Annotated in this window: 20 protein-coding genes; 11 read left to right on the forward strand and 9 right to left on the reverse strand. The window is 67.5% G+C overall.

Features of this window, described 5'->3' with window-relative positions:
• Position 1: 1 nt before the first annotated feature.
• From IV112_RS06235 to IV112_RS06265, 7 genes are all read right to left on the reverse strand, one after another.
• Positions 2-337 carry a PepSY domain-containing protein gene (locus IV112_RS06235; RefSeq protein WP_304001904.1) on the reverse strand — a complete coding sequence of 112 codons (336 nt, stop codon included), beginning with the start codon at positions 335-337 and terminating at the stop codon, positions 2-4.
• A 44-nt stretch (positions 338-381) separates the two neighbouring features.
• Complete coding sequence (clsB, locus tag IV112_RS06240; RefSeq protein WP_304001906.1) at positions 382-1,557, reverse strand: cardiolipin synthase ClsB; 1,176 nt, start codon at positions 1,555-1,557, stop codon at positions 382-384.
• A complete protein-coding gene (locus tag IV112_RS06245) occupies positions 1,554-2,306 on the reverse strand; it encodes an endonuclease/exonuclease/phosphatase family protein (protein WP_304001907.1) in 753 nt (250 codons plus the stop codon). The genes clsB and IV112_RS06245 overlap by 4 nt, the downstream gene beginning before the upstream one ends.
• On the reverse strand, positions 2,303-2,788 hold the full coding sequence (locus IV112_RS06250) for a hypothetical protein (protein WP_304001908.1): 486 nt from the start codon (positions 2,786-2,788) through the stop codon (positions 2,303-2,305). The genes IV112_RS06245 and IV112_RS06250 overlap by 4 nt, the downstream gene beginning before the upstream one ends.
• A 13-nt stretch (positions 2,789-2,801) precedes the next feature.
• Positions 2,802-3,908: a quinolinate synthase NadA gene (gene nadA, locus IV112_RS06255; RefSeq protein WP_304001910.1), complete on the reverse strand. Its 1,107-nt coding sequence runs from the start codon at positions 3,906-3,908 to the stop codon at positions 2,802-2,804.
• 20 nt (positions 3,909-3,928) lie between these two features.
• Positions 3,929-4,378: a rhodanese-like domain-containing protein gene (locus tag IV112_RS06260; protein ID WP_304001911.1), complete on the reverse strand. Its 450-nt coding sequence runs from the start codon at positions 4,376-4,378 to the stop codon at positions 3,929-3,931.
• Between the two features lie 162 nt (positions 4,379-4,540).
• Positions 4,541-4,693: a hypothetical protein gene (locus tag IV112_RS06265; protein ID WP_304001912.1), complete on the reverse strand. Its 153-nt coding sequence runs from the start codon at positions 4,691-4,693 to the stop codon at positions 4,541-4,543.
• A gap of 38 nt (positions 4,694-4,731) precedes the next feature.
• On the opposite strand from IV112_RS06265, the gene glnA reads away from it, so the two are divergent.
• The 10 genes from glnA to IV112_RS06315 all read left to right on the forward strand — a co-directional run bounded on the left by glnA (position 4,732) and on the right by IV112_RS06315 (position 13,299).
• Positions 4,732-6,144 carry a type I glutamate--ammonia ligase gene (gene glnA, locus IV112_RS06270; protein WP_019917181.1) on the forward strand — a complete coding sequence of 471 codons (1,413 nt, stop codon included), beginning with the start codon at positions 4,732-4,734 and terminating at the stop codon, positions 6,142-6,144.
• A gap of 178 nt (positions 6,145-6,322) precedes the next feature.
• Positions 6,323-6,802: a DUF4124 domain-containing protein gene (locus IV112_RS06275; RefSeq protein ID WP_304001913.1), complete on the forward strand. Its 480-nt coding sequence runs from the start codon at positions 6,323-6,325 to the stop codon at positions 6,800-6,802.
• A 55-nt stretch (positions 6,803-6,857) separates the two neighbouring features.
• Complete coding sequence (glnL, locus tag IV112_RS06280) at positions 6,858-7,949, forward strand: nitrogen regulation protein NR(II) (RefSeq protein ID WP_304001916.1); 1,092 nt, start codon at positions 6,858-6,860, stop codon at positions 7,947-7,949.
• A complete protein-coding gene (gene ntrC / locus IV112_RS06285; protein ID WP_019917186.1) occupies positions 7,946-9,361 on the forward strand; it encodes a nitrogen regulation protein NR(I) in 1,416 nt (471 codons plus the stop codon). Before glnL ends, ntrC begins: the two co-directional genes overlap by 4 nt.
• Before the next feature lie 46 nt (positions 9,362-9,407).
• The gene (locus IV112_RS06290; RefSeq protein WP_304001920.1) at positions 9,408-10,211 is read left to right on the forward strand and encodes a biotin--[acetyl-CoA-carboxylase] ligase; all 804 of its coding nucleotides are present in this window, start codon (positions 9,408-9,410) and stop codon (positions 10,209-10,211) included.
• Between the two features lie 4 nt (positions 10,212-10,215).
• On the forward strand, positions 10,216-10,929 hold the full coding sequence (locus IV112_RS06295; protein ID WP_304001923.1) for a type III pantothenate kinase: 714 nt from the start codon (positions 10,216-10,218) through the stop codon (positions 10,927-10,929).
• A 43-nt stretch (positions 10,930-10,972) separates the two neighbouring features.
• Entirely contained in the window at positions 10,973-11,662 is a 690-nt protein-coding gene (locus IV112_RS06300; RefSeq protein ID WP_304001926.1) for an SPOR domain-containing protein, read from the forward strand.
• Entirely contained in the window at positions 11,659-12,282 is a 624-nt protein-coding gene (gene coaE / locus IV112_RS06305) for a dephospho-CoA kinase (protein WP_304001929.1), read from the forward strand. Before IV112_RS06300 ends, coaE begins: the two co-directional genes overlap by 4 nt.
• 61 nt (positions 12,283-12,343) lie before the next feature.
• The gene (zapD, locus tag IV112_RS06310; RefSeq protein WP_020165536.1) at positions 12,344-13,099 is read left to right on the forward strand and encodes a cell division protein ZapD; all 756 of its coding nucleotides are present in this window, start codon (positions 12,344-12,346) and stop codon (positions 13,097-13,099) included.
• Positions 13,100-13,128: 29 nt separating this feature from the next.
• Positions 13,129-13,299: a DNA gyrase inhibitor YacG gene (locus IV112_RS06315; protein ID WP_304002770.1), complete on the forward strand. Its 171-nt coding sequence runs from the start codon at positions 13,129-13,131 to the stop codon at positions 13,297-13,299.
• Positions 13,300-13,427: 128 nt separating this feature from the next.
• Here IV112_RS06315 and IV112_RS06320 read toward each other — a convergent pair whose 3' ends face one another.
• Positions 13,428-13,958, reverse strand: coding sequence for an energy transducer TonB (locus IV112_RS06320; protein ID WP_304001933.1), 531 nt, complete (start codon positions 13,956-13,958; stop codon positions 13,428-13,430).
• 83 nt (positions 13,959-14,041) lie between these two features.
• Here IV112_RS06320 and IV112_RS06325 point away from each other — a divergent pair, with 83 nt between their 5' ends.
• Complete coding sequence (locus IV112_RS06325; protein ID WP_304001936.1) at positions 14,042-15,118, forward strand: ankyrin repeat domain-containing protein; 1,077 nt, start codon at positions 14,042-14,044, stop codon at positions 15,116-15,118.
• Here the strand turns inward: IV112_RS06325 and IV112_RS06330 are convergent.
• Positions 15,078-16,877 carry a SulP family inorganic anion transporter gene (locus IV112_RS06330; RefSeq protein WP_304001937.1) on the reverse strand — a complete coding sequence of 600 codons (1,800 nt, stop codon included), beginning with the start codon at positions 16,875-16,877 and terminating at the stop codon, positions 15,078-15,080. The genes IV112_RS06325 and IV112_RS06330 overlap by 41 nt on opposite strands.
• Positions 16,878-16,879 lie beyond the last annotated feature (2 nt).

Raw genomic sequence — 16,879 nt, forward strand, 5'->3', positions numbered from 1 at the left:
GTCAGTCGTCCTGCTCCATCTTCAGCAGTGCGCCGGTGCGTGCATCCAGCTTCAGTTCCCACACGCGGCCGGCGTCGTCGAGTATCTCGGCTTCATACACCCAGATGCCTTTCTTCTGTTCGAGTTCGATGTCGATCAGCTTGCCCGGCTTTTCTGCGCGCGCGCGTTCGGCGATCTTCTCCAGCGGCAGGATGTCGCCGCGCTGGCTCAGTGCGCGTGCCTGCTGTTGGTCGTCGCCGGCCAGCGTGTCGGGCGCGTGCAGCAGCACGACACCGGCGGCGGATACGACGAGCACGGCGGGCAGCAAAACGAAAAGTGCGATGCGTTTCAGGTTCATGCCCCCAGTGTAGGGAAGGAAGCTGAAATCACGCTGAAAGCGCGCTATTTCTTGCGCAGCATGTGCCGGCTCACCCGTTCGCCGGCCAGGCCGATCATCAGCCGCACCATGCCGTAGGCGATCCAGCGCAGCAGCCGTTCGTGCAGTGGGCGGGTCTTCCACTGGCGGTGCCGCAACTCGCGTCCGCCGTGGCGGGCGGCGGCGCGCAGGCTCTGGCGCAGTTCGTTGGCGAAGCCGATGTCGTGCACGACGATATTGGCTTCGCGCGCCAGCATCAGGCTGAAGGGGTCGATGTTGCTGGAGCCGACGGTGGCCCAGTGCTGGTCGATCACCGCCGCCTTGGCGTGCAGGAAGCTGCGCCGGTATTCGAAGATGCGTATGCCCTGCGACAGCAGCGAGCCGTACAGCGCCTGCGAGGCGTAATGAAGCAGCGCGTACTCGACGCGCCCCTGCAGGATGAGGGTCACCTTGACGCCGCGCGCGGCGGCGGCGATCAGCGCCTGACGGAAGCGCCGGCCGGGCAGGAAGTACGCATTGGCGATCAGCACCTCCTCGAAGGCGCCGTCTATCGCCTGCAGGTAGGCGTTCTCGATGTCATGCCGGTGCCGCAGGTTGTCGCGCACCAGCAGCGCTGCACGCATCTTCCCGGTGTGACGGTTGGCGTAGCGGCTGGTGCGCGGCAGGCGCGGCCGGAACTGCAGCGTCGCCCAGGCGACGCGCTCCCACAGCTTCTGGCATTCGAGGTGCATGCGCGCCACCAGCGGCCCGCGCACGCGTACCGCGTAGTCGAAGCGTGGCGGCGTGTGGCCGGGCGTGTGCATGTCGTCGATGATGTTGATGCCGCCAACGAAACCGGTCTGTGCGTCGACCACCACCATCTTGCGGTGCATGCGGCGCAGACGGTTGCGGCGGAAACTCATGCGGCCGACTTCCGGGCGGAACATCAGCACATGCACGCCGGCGGCTTCGAGTGCGCTCTGGTGCGTGACCTCGAAGTCGCGCGCGCCAAATCCATCGACCAGCACGCGAACGCGTACGCCGCGTCGCGCGGCGCGCGCCAGTGCGGCTGCGATGCGGCGGCCGGTGTCGTCGTCGTCGAAGATATAGGTTTCGAGGAAGATTTCGCTGTGCGCACGGTCGATCGCTTCTTCCAGCGCCGGGAAGTACTGCATGCCGCACACCAGCAGCTGGATGTCGTTGCCGGGCAGCAGACGGGTCATCGCGTCGGCAGGACCAGACGTGCGGTCAGCGCGGCGTGATCCGACACGCGCGACCAGGGCGGCCCGGAGTGCAGCTTCACCTCGCGTACGTCGACGCCGCGCACGTAGATGCGGTCCAGCCGCAGCAGCGGAAAGGCGGCGGGAAAGCTGCGCGCGGGGCGGCCGTGTATGACGCTGTGCGCCTCGTGCAGACCGAGTGCGCGCGACCATTGCTCTTCGGCCCGGTTGTACCAGTCGTTGAAGTCGCCAGCGACGATGAGGCCGTCCTCCGCCGGGATGGTGCGGCGGATGTGCTCGGCCAGCATCGCGTACTGCTGGCGTCGCCCGCGCGCGGTCAGGCCGAGGTGCACGCACAGCGCGTGCACGCGGTGGGCGCCGTCCGGTTCGATCACGCAGTGCAGCAGGCCACGCTGCTCGAAACGATGCGCCGACACGTCGACGTTGCCGCTCTGCGAGATCGGGTGTCGCGACAGGATGGCGTTGCCGTGGTGGCCGTGGTCATAGACCGCATTGCGGCCGTAGGCGGTGGCCGGCCACATCTGGTCGGCGAGGAATTCGTACTGCGGCTCGGTCGGCCAGTCGGCGTGGCGCTCGGCGTGACCGTGGTGCTGACCCTGCACCTCCTGCAGGAACACCAGATCGGCGCCGAATGCGTGCAGGCGTTCGCGCAGTTCGTGGATCACCATGCGGCGATTGAACTGCGAAAACCCCTTGTGGATGTTCCAGGTGCAGATGCGCAGTTCGGTCATGAGGTGAGCGGGTGGCCGCGCACTTCGTCGGCCAGCTTCAACATATGGCGGCAGAATGCCGGGTCCTCGCCGCGCAGCAGCATCAGCAGTTCGGCATGGAAGGCGTCGCGCGCCAGCCATTCGCGCATGTAGTCGTCCCACGAGGCCCAGCGCCGCGCCGCCAGCCCGTCGGGTTCGTCGGTCCAGGCGACCAGATAGGCGCGCTCGAACAGCGAAATGAGCATCTGGTGGATGGTCTGCATGCGCCGGCGCTGCTCGTCGCTGAGCTGTTCCGGCGCATGGTTCTCGCGCAGCGGCAGGTCGGGGTTGGCGAGCACGATCTTCAGGAAGTCGATGTAGGCGTCCGACAGCATCTGGTACGCCTCTTCGTCCTCGTTGTCGCGCTCGCGCCGCTGCTGATAGATGAAGGTGATGACGGCAAGCGGCAGGCCCAGTGTCGTCACGACATAGCTGGCAAGTTCCCAGGCCTGCATCCAGTCCATGAAGCGGAAGACCTTATGGCGAAGCAGCCAGCATGCGGTCCATCGCGAGCTTGGCGGGCACGGCCTCGTGCGCGGGCACGCTGATGCGATTCACGACATTGCCCTCGACCAGATTTTCGAGCGTCCACGCCAGATGCTGTGGGTCGATGCGCTGCATGGTCGAGCACATGCAGACGGTGGGCGCCATGAACTGCACCGTCTTGCCCTCGTGCTTCACTTCGTCGGCGAGGCGATTCACCAGATTCAGTTCGGTGCCCACCAGCCACTTGGTGCCGGGCGCGCCGGCCTTCACCGTCTTCAGGATGTATTCGGTCGAGCCGACGAAGTCCGACTGGCGGCACACCTCGAAAGCGCTTTCCGGGTGGGAGATGACGATGCCGTCCGGATTCTGGTTGCGCCAGCGCAGGATGTGCGAGGGCTGGAACATCTGGTGCACCGAACAGTGACCCTTCCACAGCAGGATCTTCGCCTTCGCCACCTGTTCGGCGGTGAGGCCGCCGTTCTCCAGATCGGGGTCCCACACCAGCATGTCCTCAAGCGGAATGCCCATGTTGTAGCCGGTCCAGCGGCCGAGGTGCTGGTCGGGGAAGAACAGCACCTTCTCGCGCCGCGCCAGCGACCATTCGAGAATGCTGCCGCAGTTCGACGAGGTGCACACGATGCCGCCGTGCTCGCCGCAGAAGGCCTTCAGATCGGCTGCCGAGTTGATGTAGGTGACCGGCGTGAAGGTGTTGTCCGGGTCGTCGCCGAGCAGGCCGCGCAGTTCGCGCCAGCAGCGCTCGACCTTGGCGAGGTTGGCCATGTCGGCCATCGAACAGCCGGCGGCGAGGTCGGGCAGGATGGCGATCTGCTCCGGCTTGGACATGATGTCCGCCACCTCGGCCATGAAGTGCACGCCGCAGAACACGATGTACTCCGCATCGGTCTGGCTGGCCAGACGCGACAGCTTGAGCGAGTCGCCGGTCAGATCGGCGTGGCGATAGACGTCCTCGCGCTGGTAGTGGTGACCGAGGATGACCGCGCGCTGGCCCAGCCTTTCGCGCGCGGCGAGGATGCGCGCCTGCGCCTGTTCGTCGGCAAGTGCGTTGAAGCGGTCGAAACTGATGGTGGCGACTTGCATGCGGTGTCCTTGAACTGCGTTCAGCCCTGGTGCCAGGGCAGTCCGGCCTTGCGCCAGCCGCCAACCGTATTGCGGTGGCCATTGGCGTCGGCGTCACCCTCGAAGCCTTCGAGGATGTTGTAGGCGTTGCTGTAACCGGCTTCGGCCGCGGCCGCGGCCGCGCCATGCGAACGTCCGCCACTGCGGCACAGGAACATCACCAGCGCCTCCGGATCGACCTGGTGCTTCAGCTGGGTCAGGAAATCCGGGTTGCGCTGACCGTTGGACATATTCCATTCGATCTGCACCGAATCCGGCACCTCGCCGACCCATTGCCATTCGGCCGACGTGCGCACGTCAACGATGCGGGCGCCGGGGGCCAGTTTCAACAGTTCGTGTGCTTCGGTCGGTGTGACCGCGCCGGCATAGGGCAGTTGCAGCTGTTGCGCGCGCTCGCGCGCGAGTCCGAGGATTTGTCCGAGTGTTGCCATGGCGTACGCCCATCTATTGAATGGACGGAAGTATATAGCGCGCCATTCCTGCGGACAGAAAGGCACCGAAGTGGTGCGTTGCGTTTGTCGATATCCCCATGTTGGTGCGTTGCTGCGCCTGTTTTGTGCATGTCACCGGCCGCAAGCCCGCATGTGGCACAATCACAAGGTTGAAATGATCGCGTGGCACGGGTTCTGCTTCAGGCCGCGCAGCAGGAAAAGTCGCAGCCGGGGCGTACCCTCGATCGGGTCGTTCGCCATGGCTGCGCCGGAGCTGTCGCCGGACACCGGCGACAGCTCGTCGTGACCCTTCAAGCCGACTGTTGCACATACATACCTCGTAGGAGAGATTCATGACCACCGCGAAGCAGGTTCTCGACATCATCAAGGAAAAGGAAGTCAAGTTCGTCGACTTCCGTTTCACCGACACCCGTGGCAAGGAACAGCACGTCGGCGTGCCCATCAGCGCGTTCGGCGAAGACAAGTTCACCGAAGGTCACGCGTTTGATGGTTCGTCGATCGCCGGCTGGAAGGGCATCCAGGCTTCCGACATGCTGCTGATGCCGGATCCGGAAACCGCCTTCATCGACCCGTTCTTCGACGAAACCACGCTGGTCATCAGCTGCGACGTGGTCGAACCGTCGGACGGCAAGGGCTACGACCGTGACCCGCGCTCGATCGCCAAGCGCGCCGAGGCCTACCTGAAGTCCTCCGGCCTGGGCGACACCGCCTACTTCGGTCCGGAACCCGAATTCTTCATCTTCGACAGCGTCGAGTGGAACATCGACATGTCGGGCTGCCGCGTGCAGATCTTCTCGGAAGAGGCCGCCTGGTCGTCGGGCGAGAAGTTCGAGAGCGGCAACACCGGTCACCGTCCGGCAGTGAAGGGCGGCTACTTCCCGGTTCCGCCGGTCGATTCGCACAACGACATCCGTGCCGCCATGGTGCTGGCACTGGAAGCCGTCGGCATCCCGGTCGAAGTGCATCACCACGAAGTGGCGACCGCCGGCCAGAACGAGATCGGCACCAAGTTCAACACCCTGGTCCGCCGCGCCGACTGGACGCAGACGCTGAAGTACATCGTGCACAACGTCGCCCACAGCTACGGCAAGACTGCGACCTTCATGCCCAAGCCCATCGTCGGTGACAACGGCTCCGGCATGCACGTTCACCAGTCGATCTGGAAGGACGGCAAGAACCTGTTCGCGGGCAACGGCTACGCCGGCCTGTCCGAGTTCGCGCTGTACTACATCGGCGGCATCATCAAGCACGCCAAGGCGCTGAACGCGATCACCAACCCGGGTACCAACTCGTACAAGCGTCTGGTTCCGCACTACGAAGCACCGGTCAAGCTGGCCTACTCGGCGCGTAACCGTTCGGCTTCGATCCGCATTCCGCACGTGGCCAGCGACAAGGCCCGTCGCATCGAAACCCGCTTCCCGGATCCGCTGGCCAACCCCTACCTGTGCTTCGCCGCACTGATGATGGCGGGTCTGGACGGCGTGCAGAACAAGATCCACCCGGGCGACCCGGCTGACAAGAACCTGTACGACCTGCCGCCGGAAGAGGACAAGCTCATCCCGACCGTCTGCGCCAGCCTCGACGAAGCACTGGCCGCGCTGGAAGCCGACCACGCCTTCCTGACCAAGGGTGGCGTGTTCTCGGAAGACTTCATCGCTGCCTACATCGAACTGAAGATGGGCGAAGTCAACCGCACCCGCATGACGACCCACCCGGTCGAGTTCGAGATGTACTACAGCCTCTGATCCGGTTTTCCGGAACGCGTGTCGGCGAAAGCCGCACGCGTGGCGTTGAAGGTCGGGACGGCATGTGCGTTCCGGCCCGAGAAAAAGGACGGCAACTTGCCGTCCTTTTTCATTGTCACTGCGCGGGCGGGCGTCCTACACTCGCCCGGCAATGACCCGATCCGTTCTGGTGACCCACATGTTCCGAGGTTTCAACCGCATCCTGATTGCCACCGCTGCCGCGCTTGCGGCGCTGCCGGCATCGGCTGACGTCTACAAGTGCGTCGATGCCGATGGTCACGTCACCTATACCAACGACAAGTCGCGTGCGCGCGGCTGCAAGCTGCTTTCCAGCGAAATGCCGGTCAGTTCGGTGCCCGGGCCGGCGGCGACGCAGCCCAAGCCGGCCGCCCCGTCGGGCGGCTTTCCGAGCGTCAGCGGCGACCAGCAGAAGGCGCGCGACGGCGAACGCCGGCGCATACTCGAAGCCGAACTCGACACCGAAACGAAGAATCTCGAAGCGGCGCGCAAGGCGCTCACCGAGGGCGAAGCGGTGCGACTGGGCGATGAACGCAACTACCAGAAGTATCTCGATCGCATCCAGGGGCTCAAGGACAATGTCGCTCTGCACGAACGCAACGTCGACGCGCTGCGCAAGGAGATTTCCAAACTGCCCTGAGCGTCCCGCGCTCCGGCGCATCGGCCCTGGCGCGCTTCTTGCGTAATCTGGCGCCATGAGCCTGCCTTCGCCCCGTACCCCTACCCGCGTCTGGCCCGACCGCTTCAACGGGCTCGAACTTCTCGCCAGCGCGGTCGCGCTGCTCGACGCGGAACGCAACATCGTCTATCTGAATCCGGCCGCGGAAAATCTGTTCGCGGTCAGTTCGTCAAAGCTGGTCGGCAAGCACTGCGAACGCCTGATCGGCCCCGATCACGGCCTGGACACCGCACTGGACAATGCGCTGGCCAAGGACTGGAGCTATACCGGCCACAACCTCACTGTGCAGCGTCTGCTCGGCGGTCCGCTGCAGCTCGACTGCACGGTGTCGCCGGTGCATGCCGATGCCGCTCGCATTCTGCTCGAGTTCCGTCCGATCGACCAGCAACTGCGCGTTGCGCGCGAGGAACAGTTGCTGCAGCAGCAACAGGCCAACCGCGAGCTGATCCGCAACCTCGCGCATGAAATCAAGAACCCGCTGGGTGGCATCCGCGGGGCCGCACAGCTGCTGGAGGGCGAACTGGAGCGGCCCGATCAGCGCGAGTACACGCAGGTCATCATCAAGGAATCGGACCGCCTGCAGGATCTGATGAACCGGCTGCTGCATTCGCACCGCGCGATGCAGGTCAGTTCGGTCAGCGTGCACGAGGTGCTGGAGCGCGTGCGCCTGCTGATCGGCGCCGAATTCCCGAAGGTGGCGGTGCAGCGCGACTATGACACCAGCCTGCCCGATCTGGTGGCCGACCGCGAACAGCTGATCCAAGTGGTGCTCAATATCGCCCGCAACGCGGCGCAGGCGATGCAGGGCGACGGCGTGATCCGGCTGCGTACGCGCGCCTACCGCCAGGCCACGCTGGTGAAGCGGCGCCACAAGCTGGCACTCGAATTGCAAGTGATCGACAACGGCCCCGGCATCCCGGAGGAACTGCTCGATCGCATCTTCTATCCGCTGGTGTCCGGCCGCGATGGCGGCACCGGCCTCGGGCTGACGCTGGCGCAGAGCTTCGTGCACCAGCACCACGGCACCATCGAGGTGCAGAGCCGGCCCGGCCATACAGTTTTCACAATACTTCTGCCCTTCAAGCAGGGCACGACGGAGAAACCATGAATCCGGTCTGGATCGTCGACGACGACCGCTCGATACGATGGGTGCTGGAAAAGGCCCTTGCACGCGAGTCCATTCCCTTTGAAGCCTATTCCACCGCGCAGGAGGCGCTCGATGCGCTCGACGCCGGCGGCCAGCCGCAGGTGCTGGTGTCCGACATCCGCATGCCGGGCGAGTCCGGACTGTCTCTGCTGGAGAAAGTGAAGGCGCGTCACCCCAGTCTGCCGGTCATCATCATGACCGCGTATTCGGATCTCGACAGCGCGGTCGCCGCCTTCCAGGGCGGGGCCTTCGAATACCTGCCCAAGCCTTTCGACGTCGATCACGCGATCGAACTCGTCCGGCGTGCAATCGAAGAAAGCATGCACCAGGGTGGGGCGCCGGCGGAAGCCGACATGGCGCCGGAAATCCTTGGCAAGGCGGCGTCGATGCAGGACGTGTTCCGCGCCATCGGACGGCTCGCGCAGAGTCACGCCACCGTGCTGATCAACGGCGAATCGGGCACCGGCAAGGAACTGGTGGCGCGCGCGCTGCACCGGCACAGTCCGCGCCGCGAAGCGCCCTTCATCGCGATCAACACCGCGGCCATTCCGCGCGACCTGCTCGAATCAGAACTGTTCGGCCACGAGCGCGGCGCCTTCACCGGCGCTACCGCGACCCGACGCGGCCGCTTCGAACAGGCCGACGGCGGCACGCTCTTCCTCGACGAAATCGGCGACATGCCGCCGGAACTGCAGACCCGCCTGCTGCGTGTGCTGTCCGACGGCCACTTCTACCGCGTCGGCGGCCATTCGCCGATCAAGTCGAATGTGCGCGTGATTGCGGCTACCCACCAGAACCTCGAAGACCGGGTGAAGCAGGGGCTGTTCCGCGAGGATCTGTTCCACCGGCTGAACGTGATCCGGCTGCGCATTCCGCCGCTGCGCGAGCGGCGCGAGGACATCGTGCTGCTGGCCCAGCACTTCATGACGAAGAGCGCGCAGGAACTGGGCGTCGATGCCAAGCGCCTGTCCGAGCCGGCGATGCGCTACCTGCAGGGGCTGGATTTCCCCGGCAACGTGCGCCAGCTGGAGAACCTGTGCCACTGGCTCACCGTCATGGCGCCCGGCCAGACGGTGGACGTGAAGGATCTGCCGGCCGAACTGCGCGCCCAGCCGGCGCGCGAAGTGACTGGCGACTGGGTCGCTTCGCTCGCTGCCGAGGTCGATCGCCTGATCGCGCTGAAGCAGCCGGCGCTGTTCGACCATCTGGTGCAGGAGTTCGAGCGCACGCTGATCCGCCGCGCGCTGGCCAGTACCGGCGGCCGCCGCATCGAGTCGGCGCAGCTGCTGGGCATCGGTCGCAACACCATCACGCGCAAGATCCAGGAGCTGAACATCGAAGGCGGGCGCGACGCCGACGGCGACAGCGAGTGAGGACGCAGCCGGGCGTCGGCCCGGCGGCGCGGCTACAATCCGCCGCATGACTGCCGACGACGCCTCCACTTTCGCCGAAGCACTGCGCGATCGCGCACCCTCCGTACCTGCCGACTGGCGCGTCGATGTCTGTGCGCGCACCGGAAGCACCAACAGCGACCTGCTGGAGCGCCGCGACGGCGTGCCGTGCGCACTGTTCGCGCTGGCACAGACCGGTGGCCGCGGCCGCCGCGGCCGCAGCTGGACGGCGCAGCCCGGCGACAGCCTCACCTTCTCGCTGCGCGTTCGCTTCGACGGCCGCGCCGACCGGCTGTCCGGCCTCAGCTTGGCGGTCGGCGTCGCGCTGGCCGAGGCGCTGACGGCGCAGGGTTTCGACGGGCTGGCACTGAAGTGGCCGAACGACCTGATGCGCGCCACCGGGGAGGGCGCCGGCAAGCTGGGCGGCGTACTGATCGAACTGGCGTCGGCGGCAACACACACCGACGCGGTAATCGGCGTCGGAATCAATCTGGCGCCGCCGCCGTCCGGCCACTATGCGCTGCCACCGGCCGCGCTGTTCGACGGCACACCGCCGCAGCAGGACTGGCTGCGCATCGCCGCCGCCGCACTCGACGCGCTGGCCGCAGCGCTGCCGGTATTTGCCGCGCAGGGTTTCTCTGCCTTCGCCGAGCGCTGGAACCGACTCAATCTGCATGCCGGCTGTGCGGTCGAGGTCGAAGGTGAAATGCGCGCGCTGGGCGGCCTGTGCGTCGGTGCCGACGCCGACGGCGCGCTGCTGCTCGACTGTGGTGACCGCATCGAGCGCGTGCTGGCGGGTGACGTGTCGCTGCGCGCGCCGGTCCGGAACTGAGTCCATGGTGCTGCTGATCGATGCCGGCAACAGCCGGATCAAATGGGCGTGGCTGCAGGGCGACGCGCCGGGTACCGAATCGGGCATCGACGTTGCCGACATCGATGGCGCGCCGCTCGCCTCGGCCTGGCGCAACGCGACGGCCGCGGTCTATACCTGCGTCGCCGGTGACGCGGTCGATGCCGCGCTGCGCGCCGCGCTGCCGTCCGGCTGTGTGGCGCATCGCGTGCAGTCGCAGTCGGCGGCCTGCGGCATCACCAATATGTATGCGGCGCCGTCACGCCTCGGCGCCGACCGCTGGGCGGCGCTGATCGGCGCGCGCACGCTGGAGCGCGGTCCGCTCGTGGTGGCGACCGCGGGTACCGCCACCACAGTCGACGTGCTCGACGCCGACGACCGCTTTCTCGGGGGCTACATCCTGCCTGGCCTGCATCTGATGCTCGAATCGCTGGCGCGCAACACGGCCGGTCTGCCGCACGCGCAGGGCGCGCCGGTCGAGTGGCCGCGCAATACCGACGATGCCATCCACAACGGCTGCGCCGGCGCCCAGGCGGCGTTGATAGAGCGCGTGCAGGCGCGGCTTGGCGCCGATGCCACCATCCTGCTGTCGGGCGGCGGTGCCGAGGCGCTGTCGCCCTATCTGGTCTGCGCCCATCGCCGCGTCGATAATCTGGTGCTGCGTGGGCTGGCCCGCGTCGCGGCGGATGTGATGAAATGACGGATCACTGCTTCGCGCTGCGTCCGTCATTGCGCTGATACCGATGCGTCTCGCCTTTCTCCTCCTGCTGCTGATCAATATCGCGCTGTGGCCCTTTGCGTCCGGCATGCTGGTGCTGGGCAATGACGGCGCCGAGCCCTTGCGCCTGACCAGCCAGATCGATCCCGAGCGCATCCGCATCGTTCCGGTCGATGGTGGTGCAGTGGCGCCGGTGGCGGCCATTGCGCCGGTCGTCGCCAGCGAGCCGGCGGCCACAGACGCCGAAGCGGCGCCGGCCGCCGTCTGTCGCGTGCTGGCCGGCTTCACCCGCGAGCAGGCCGACCCGTTCGTCGCCCGCGCGCGCGAGGCCTACCCGGCGGTGCAAGTCACTGAAAGCGAGCAGCCGGGCAGCCCGTCGTGGTGGGTGCATATCCCCGATCTCGCGACACGCCAGCTGGCCGATCGCAAGCAGGCCGAACTGCGCGCGCTGGGCGTGCGCGAGATGGCGCTGATGCCGGACGCCGACGGTCAGAAGTTCGCCATTTCGCTCGGCCTGTTCAAGACCGAAATGGCGGCGAAGGAACTGATGTCCAGCCTGAACGGGCAGGGGGTGCGCAGCGCGCGCATCGCGATGCGCGAGGGCAAGGCCGGACGCCTGCGCCTGGAACTGCGCGGCGACGACGCCGAACTGACGGCATTGCTGGCCGAGCCGCAGGCGACCGTCGAGGGCGTCGAGGCGGCGGACTGCCCATGACCTTCGTGGTGGGTCTGACCGGCGGCATCGGCAGCGGCAAGTCGACGGTGGCCGACCTGTTCGTCGCGCACGGAGCCGGACTGGTCGATACCGATGCCATCGCGCACGCGCTGACCGCACCGGGCGGCGCCGCGATCGAGCCGCTGCGCGCGACCTTCGGCGACGACTTCATCGCTGCCGATGGCGCGCTCGACCGCGTCCGCATGCGTGCCCACGTATTCGCCGACCCCTCCGCCCGCAGCCGGCTCGAGGCGCTGCTGCATCCGCTGATCCGCGCCGAATCGCGCCGCCGGGTCGAGGCCAGCGATGCACCTTATGTCGTGCTGGCCGTACCGCTGCTGGTCGAGGCCGGCAACTGGCGCGAGCGCTGCGACCGCGTACTGGTCGTCGATTGCCCGGTCGAGCAGCAGCGCGTGCGCGCGATGGCGCGCAGCGGCCTGACGGCTGACGAGGCGGACCGCATCATCGCCGCCCAGGCGACGCGGGCGCAGCGGCTGGCGGCGGCCGACGACGTGATCGACAACAGCGGTCCGGCGCAGACGCTGCCGGCCCGGGTCGACGCGCTGCATCGTCGCTATCTGACACTGGCTGCAGCAGAAAAGCCCGCCGGAGCGTTGTGACTGTGCGGCTTTTCGGTCAGAATCATCAGAATTTGCTTGAACTTGTGCCGGACAAGCCCCTGTGATCACTTACGAATATCCTCTGAACGAGCGCATACGCACGCTGTTGCGCCTGGAGGATCTGTTCGAGCGCACGCAGCATTTCATGCGCAGCGACGGGGCGCACGAACACCATGTCGCACTGGTGAGTCTGTTCGAAATCCTTGAAGTCGCGTCGCGGGCCGATCTGAAGGTCGATCTGGTGCAGGAGCTCGAGCGCCAGCGTCAGACGCTGATGTCCTTCCGCAACAACCCCGACATTTCCGAAGAGGCGCTGTCCGGCGCGCTGTACGAGATCGAGCAGGCCAGTGCCGCGCTGCTCGCGATGGCCGGCAAGATCGGCCAGTACCTGCGCGAGAACGAGTGGCTGATGAGCATCAAGAGCCGCGCCGCGATTCCGGGCGGGCTGTGCGAATTCGATCTGCCGTCCTACCACTACTGGCGGCATCGCGAGGCGTCGGCGCGGCAGGCCGATCTGGCCAGCTGGCTTAACCCGATGCTGCCCATCCGTGACGGTCTCACCATCGTGCTGCGCCTGCTGCGTGCCAGCGGGCGGCCGGAGCGGCAGATCGCCGGCAATGGCGCGTTCCAGATGATGATGGGTGGCAAGTCGGCGCAGATGCTGCGCCTGCGCGTGCCGCTGAACGAGCCCTTCACACCCGAGATCAGCGCCAACAAGTACGCGCTGAACATCCGCTTCATCGCGCACGGCGGCCACGCCCGTCCGCGCGTCACCGACACCGACGTCGGCTTCGAACTGACCTTCTGCAATCTGTGAGTACGTCCGCAACACCCCCCGCCGGCCGCATGGTGGTCTGCCCGCGCTGTGGCGAACCCGCGCTGTACGCACCCTCCAACCCGGCGCGACCCTTCTGCAGCATGCGCTGCAAGCAGATCGACCTCGGTGCCTGGGCGAACGAGGAATACCGCGTCCCCGACACCACGCCCGAGCTGCCGCAGGACGACGACCCGGTCTGAGCCAGGGTCCTGTGGGAGGGGTCTTCTGACCCCGAGAGCAGCCTGCATCAGAGCCGGCGGACCGCAGCGGCCGTGTCGCGGCCAAGGCCGCTCCCACGAAAGCACGCTCGATCCGCCGTCGAGGCCGACTACTCGAGCCTGAACACGACCGGCAGCAGCAGTTCGCGTGCACCGCCGGCGTCGATGCGGCCGATCTGGCGGGCGGCGTCGAGGGCGGCGCGGTCGAGCAGCGGGTGACCGCTGCCGGCCAGCACGGCGGCGTCGATCACGCGGCCCGAGTCGTCGAGCACCAGACGCAGTCTCACTTCGCCTTCGAGCCCGCGGTCTATCGCTTCCTGCGGATAGAACACGTGCGTGTTCAGCTGCCGTTGCGCGCGTTCGCGCGCCCGTGCGCTGGCGACCGGAGCCGCGCGCGGCGCGGCCACGACCGCCGGCGCCGGCGGCGCCTCGTCGGCGCGCTCGCTGCGCGTGTCCTTCAGCAGTGGGGTGGCCGCAGGCGGCTCCGGCTGCGTTTCGGCCGGACGCGGCGCGAGCAGGCGGGCCTGCAGTCGCTCGACCGTCGGCGCCGCCGGCGCGTCGGACGCGCGGGGCCAGAGCAGCAGAGCGGCGTGCAGCAGTGCGGACAGTGCAAGTGCGAAAGGAAGTTTCAGGCGGGACAAACCGTCAGGCGGGGTCGGTAAACTCCTTCCCATTTTGCCGCAGCCGCGTCGGCGCGGCTGTGGCCCTCACAAGGACTCACGATTTGAATGCAGCCGCACGCGCGCTGATCACCGTCAGCGCAGCCTTCTTCATGGCATCGGCACAGGCCGAACTGCCCGATCCTTCACGCTTCGGACGGGCGATGGAAATGGGCGACATCCGTTCCGCCTCCCGCTGGCTGGACGAAGGGCTGCCGCCCGATTTCGAGGCCGACGTCACCGGCAGCGGACTGATGATCGCGGCGGCCGAGGGCAATATCCGGCTGATGGAGCTGTTCGTCGAGCGCGGCGCCAATATCGACTACGTCAGCCGCATCGGTGAGCAGGCGATCGCGCTGGCGGCGTGGAAGGGCCACCAGCGGGCGGTCGAGTGGCTGATCGAGCGCGGTGCGTCGCTCAATCCGCCGGACAAGACCTGGAGCGCGCTGCATTACGCCGCCTTCGCCGGCAAGACGCGCATCGTCGATCTGCTGCTGCGTCACGGCGCGAAGCTGGACGCGCGTGCGCCGAATCTGGCGACGCCGCTGATGATGGCGGTGCGCGAGGGCAACGAGGGCATCGTGAAGGCGCTGGTCGACGCCGGCGCCAGCACCACCGCGGTGTCCGACCGTGGCGAGAACGCGCTGGCCTGGGCGCTGCGCTACAACCGGTTGAAGATCGCGACGCTGGTGGCACCGCAGGAGAACGTGGCCGAGGCGGTCAGCGCACCGCCGGTGGCCGCACCGACGCCGCCGCCGCAGGCATCGATCCCGGCGCCACCCGAAGTGAGCGAACTGCTGAACAAGCTGCGTCAGGCCGAGGCCCAGGGCAAGCCGACCGAAGCATTGCGCCGCCAGTTCATGGCGGCAGTCGATCGCCATCGCAAGGCGTCGGCGAAACAGACGGTGAAGGCGCCGCCGTCGGCGCTGGTCATCTCGGCGAAACGTGGCAAGGCCGGTGCCGAGCGCGCCGAACTGGTCGCCGGCGGGGCTACGCCGGCAGTACAGACCCTGGCCGAGGACGCTGGCGCGGTCGACATCCTGCGCGCCATCCAGGCGGCGCAGGCGAAAGGGCAGCCGACCGAAGAACTGCGCCGCCGCTTCAGGACCGAGGTGGACAAGCTCCGGCAGTCAGCGCAGTGACCGCCGCGTGATGCGACAGGAACACCCGGCCGCCCAGATGGGGCAGCAGGTCGGTGCGTTCCAGCTTGTCCATCACCGGCCCCTTCACTTCCGACAGGTGCAGCAGCACCCCCATGTCCTTCAGACGGTGCACCACGCTCTCCAGCATTTCGAGCGCGCTGGCGTCGATGTCGTTGACTGCCGAACACATCAGCACCACGTTGCGCACTGACGGTTGCGCGGCCACCAGCGCCAGGATGCGGTCCTCCACCTGGCGTGCGTTCATGAAGTTCAGACCTTCGTCGACGCGCAGGCCGATCAGCGACGGATCGGTATCGACCGCGTGGCGCTCGACGTTGCGGTAGTGCTCGGTACCGGGTACCCGGCCGACCACCGCCATGTGCGGGCGGCTGGCGTGCCACAGGTGATTCAGCAGCGTCAGCACGACGCCGGCGCTGACGCCGGCTTCCACGCCGAACAGCAGGGTGACGACCAGCGTCGTGGCGGCGGCCAGGAAGTCGGGAGGGGAACTGCGCCATGTCCTGCGCAGCGTGTCGGTATCGACCAGGGTCAGGATGGCCACGACGATGGTGGCGGCCAGCGTGGCCTGCGGCAGATAGTGCAGCGCCGGCGTCAGCGTCAGCGACGCCAGCGCGATGCCGACGGCGGTGAACGCGCCGGCCGCCGGCGTCGCCGCACCGGCGTCGAAATTGACCACCGAACGCGACAGCCCGCCGGTTACCGGATAGCCGCCGGTTGCCGCCGCCGCCAGATTGGCCGCGCCGAGGCCGATCAGCTCCTGGTCCGGCTCGATGCGCAGCCGGCGCTTGGCGGCGAAGGTCTGTGCCACCGACACCGATTCGACGAAACCGATGATGCTGATCAGCAGCGCCGGCAGCGCCAGCTGCGACAGCAGCGCCGGATCGAGTGAGGGCATCGTCAGCGGTGGCAGCCCGGCCGGAATGTCGCCCACCTTGCGCACGCCCGCCTCGTCCAGTTGCAGCGCCCACATCAGCAGCGTGCTGCCGAGCACGGCCAGCACCGGCCCGGCCTTGGCACAGGTATCGGCGGTGCGCGCCCCGGCGCCGAGTCGCACGAGCAATGGCTTGAGGCGCGTGCGCGTCCAGTAGAGGAAGGCCAGTACGGCGCCGCCGAGCGCCGCGGTCGGCAGATGGGTGGCGGGCAGCCCGGCGAGCAGCGTCGGCAGCAGTTCCGGCAGCGTGTCGCCGTCGGCGCGGATGCCCAGCAGGTGCTTGAGCTGGCTCAGCGTGATCAGCAGCGACGACGCGGTGAGGAAGCCCGACACCACGGGGTGGCTCAGGAAGCTGGCGAGAAAGCCCAGTCGGAGCACGCCCATCACGACGAGCAGGGCGCCGGACAGCGCGGCCAGCGTCAGCGCCGCCTGCAGCCGCGCCGCCTCGTCGGCGATGCCCAGTCCGCCGACTGCCGCCGCCGTCATCAGCGACACCACCGCGACCGGGCCGACCGACAGCGCGTGACTGCTGCCGAACAGCGCGTAGGCGAACAGCGGTGCGATGCTCGCGTACAGACCGATGTGCGGCGGCAGGCCGGCGAGCTGGGCGTAGGCCAGGCTCTGCGGGATCAGCATCAGCGTCACGATGAGCGAAGCCAGCAGGTCGGCGCCGAAGGCCGGGCGGTCGTAGCGCGGTGCCCAGTCGAGCACCGGCAGCCAGCGCGCCAGACCGCGCACGCGGCGGGCCGGTGCGTGCGTGGCCTTCCGTGCGGCCTGGCCGTCGGAGTGCGAAGTTCCGGTGTTCACGG

This window comes from Methyloversatilis discipulorum, assembly GCF_018780585.1.
In the GTDB taxonomy this organism is placed as follows: Bacteria; Pseudomonadota; Gammaproteobacteria; order Burkholderiales; family Rhodocyclaceae; genus Methyloversatilis; species Methyloversatilis discipulorum_B.

Bases quoted from the DNA above. Each gene is read 5' to 3' on its own strand.
- IV112_RS06235 (WP_304001904.1), bottom strand. From the start codon at position 337: ATGAACCTGAAACGCATCGCACTTTTCGTTTTGCTGCCCGCCGTGCTC.
- clsB (WP_304001906.1), bottom strand. From the start codon at position 1,557: ATGACCCGTCTGCTGCCCGGCAACGACATCCAGCTGCTGGTGTGCGGC.
- IV112_RS06245 (WP_304001907.1), bottom strand. From the start codon at position 2,306: ATGACCGAACTGCGCATCTGCACCTGGAACATCCACAAGGGGTTTTCG.
- IV112_RS06250 (WP_304001908.1), bottom strand. From the start codon at position 2,788: ATGGACTGGATGCAGGCCTGGGAACTTGCCAGCTATGTCGTGACGACA.
- nadA (WP_304001910.1), bottom strand. From the start codon at position 3,908: ATGCAAGTCGCCACCATCAGTTTCGACCGCTTCAACGCACTTGCCGAC.
- IV112_RS06260 (WP_304001911.1), bottom strand. From the start codon at position 4,378: ATGGCAACACTCGGACAAATCCTCGGACTCGCGCGCGAGCGCGCGCAA.
- glnA (WP_019917181.1), top strand. From the start codon at position 4,732: ATGACCACCGCGAAGCAGGTTCTCGACATCATCAAGGAAAAGGAAGTC.
- IV112_RS06275 (WP_304001913.1), top strand. From the start codon at position 6,323: ATGTTCCGAGGTTTCAACCGCATCCTGATTGCCACCGCTGCCGCGCTT.
- glnL (WP_304001916.1), top strand. From the start codon at position 6,858: ATGAGCCTGCCTTCGCCCCGTACCCCTACCCGCGTCTGGCCCGACCGC.
- ntrC (WP_019917186.1), top strand. From the start codon at position 7,946: ATGAATCCGGTCTGGATCGTCGACGACGACCGCTCGATACGATGGGTG.
- IV112_RS06290 (WP_304001920.1), top strand. From the start codon at position 9,408: ATGACTGCCGACGACGCCTCCACTTTCGCCGAAGCACTGCGCGATCGC.
- IV112_RS06295 (WP_304001923.1), top strand. From the start codon at position 10,216: ATGGTGCTGCTGATCGATGCCGGCAACAGCCGGATCAAATGGGCGTGG.
- IV112_RS06300 (WP_304001926.1), top strand. From the start codon at position 10,973: ATGCGTCTCGCCTTTCTCCTCCTGCTGCTGATCAATATCGCGCTGTGG.
- coaE (WP_304001929.1), top strand. From the start codon at position 11,659: ATGACCTTCGTGGTGGGTCTGACCGGCGGCATCGGCAGCGGCAAGTCG.
- IV112_RS06315 (WP_304002770.1), top strand. From the start codon at position 13,129: ATGGTGGTCTGCCCGCGCTGTGGCGAACCCGCGCTGTACGCACCCTCC.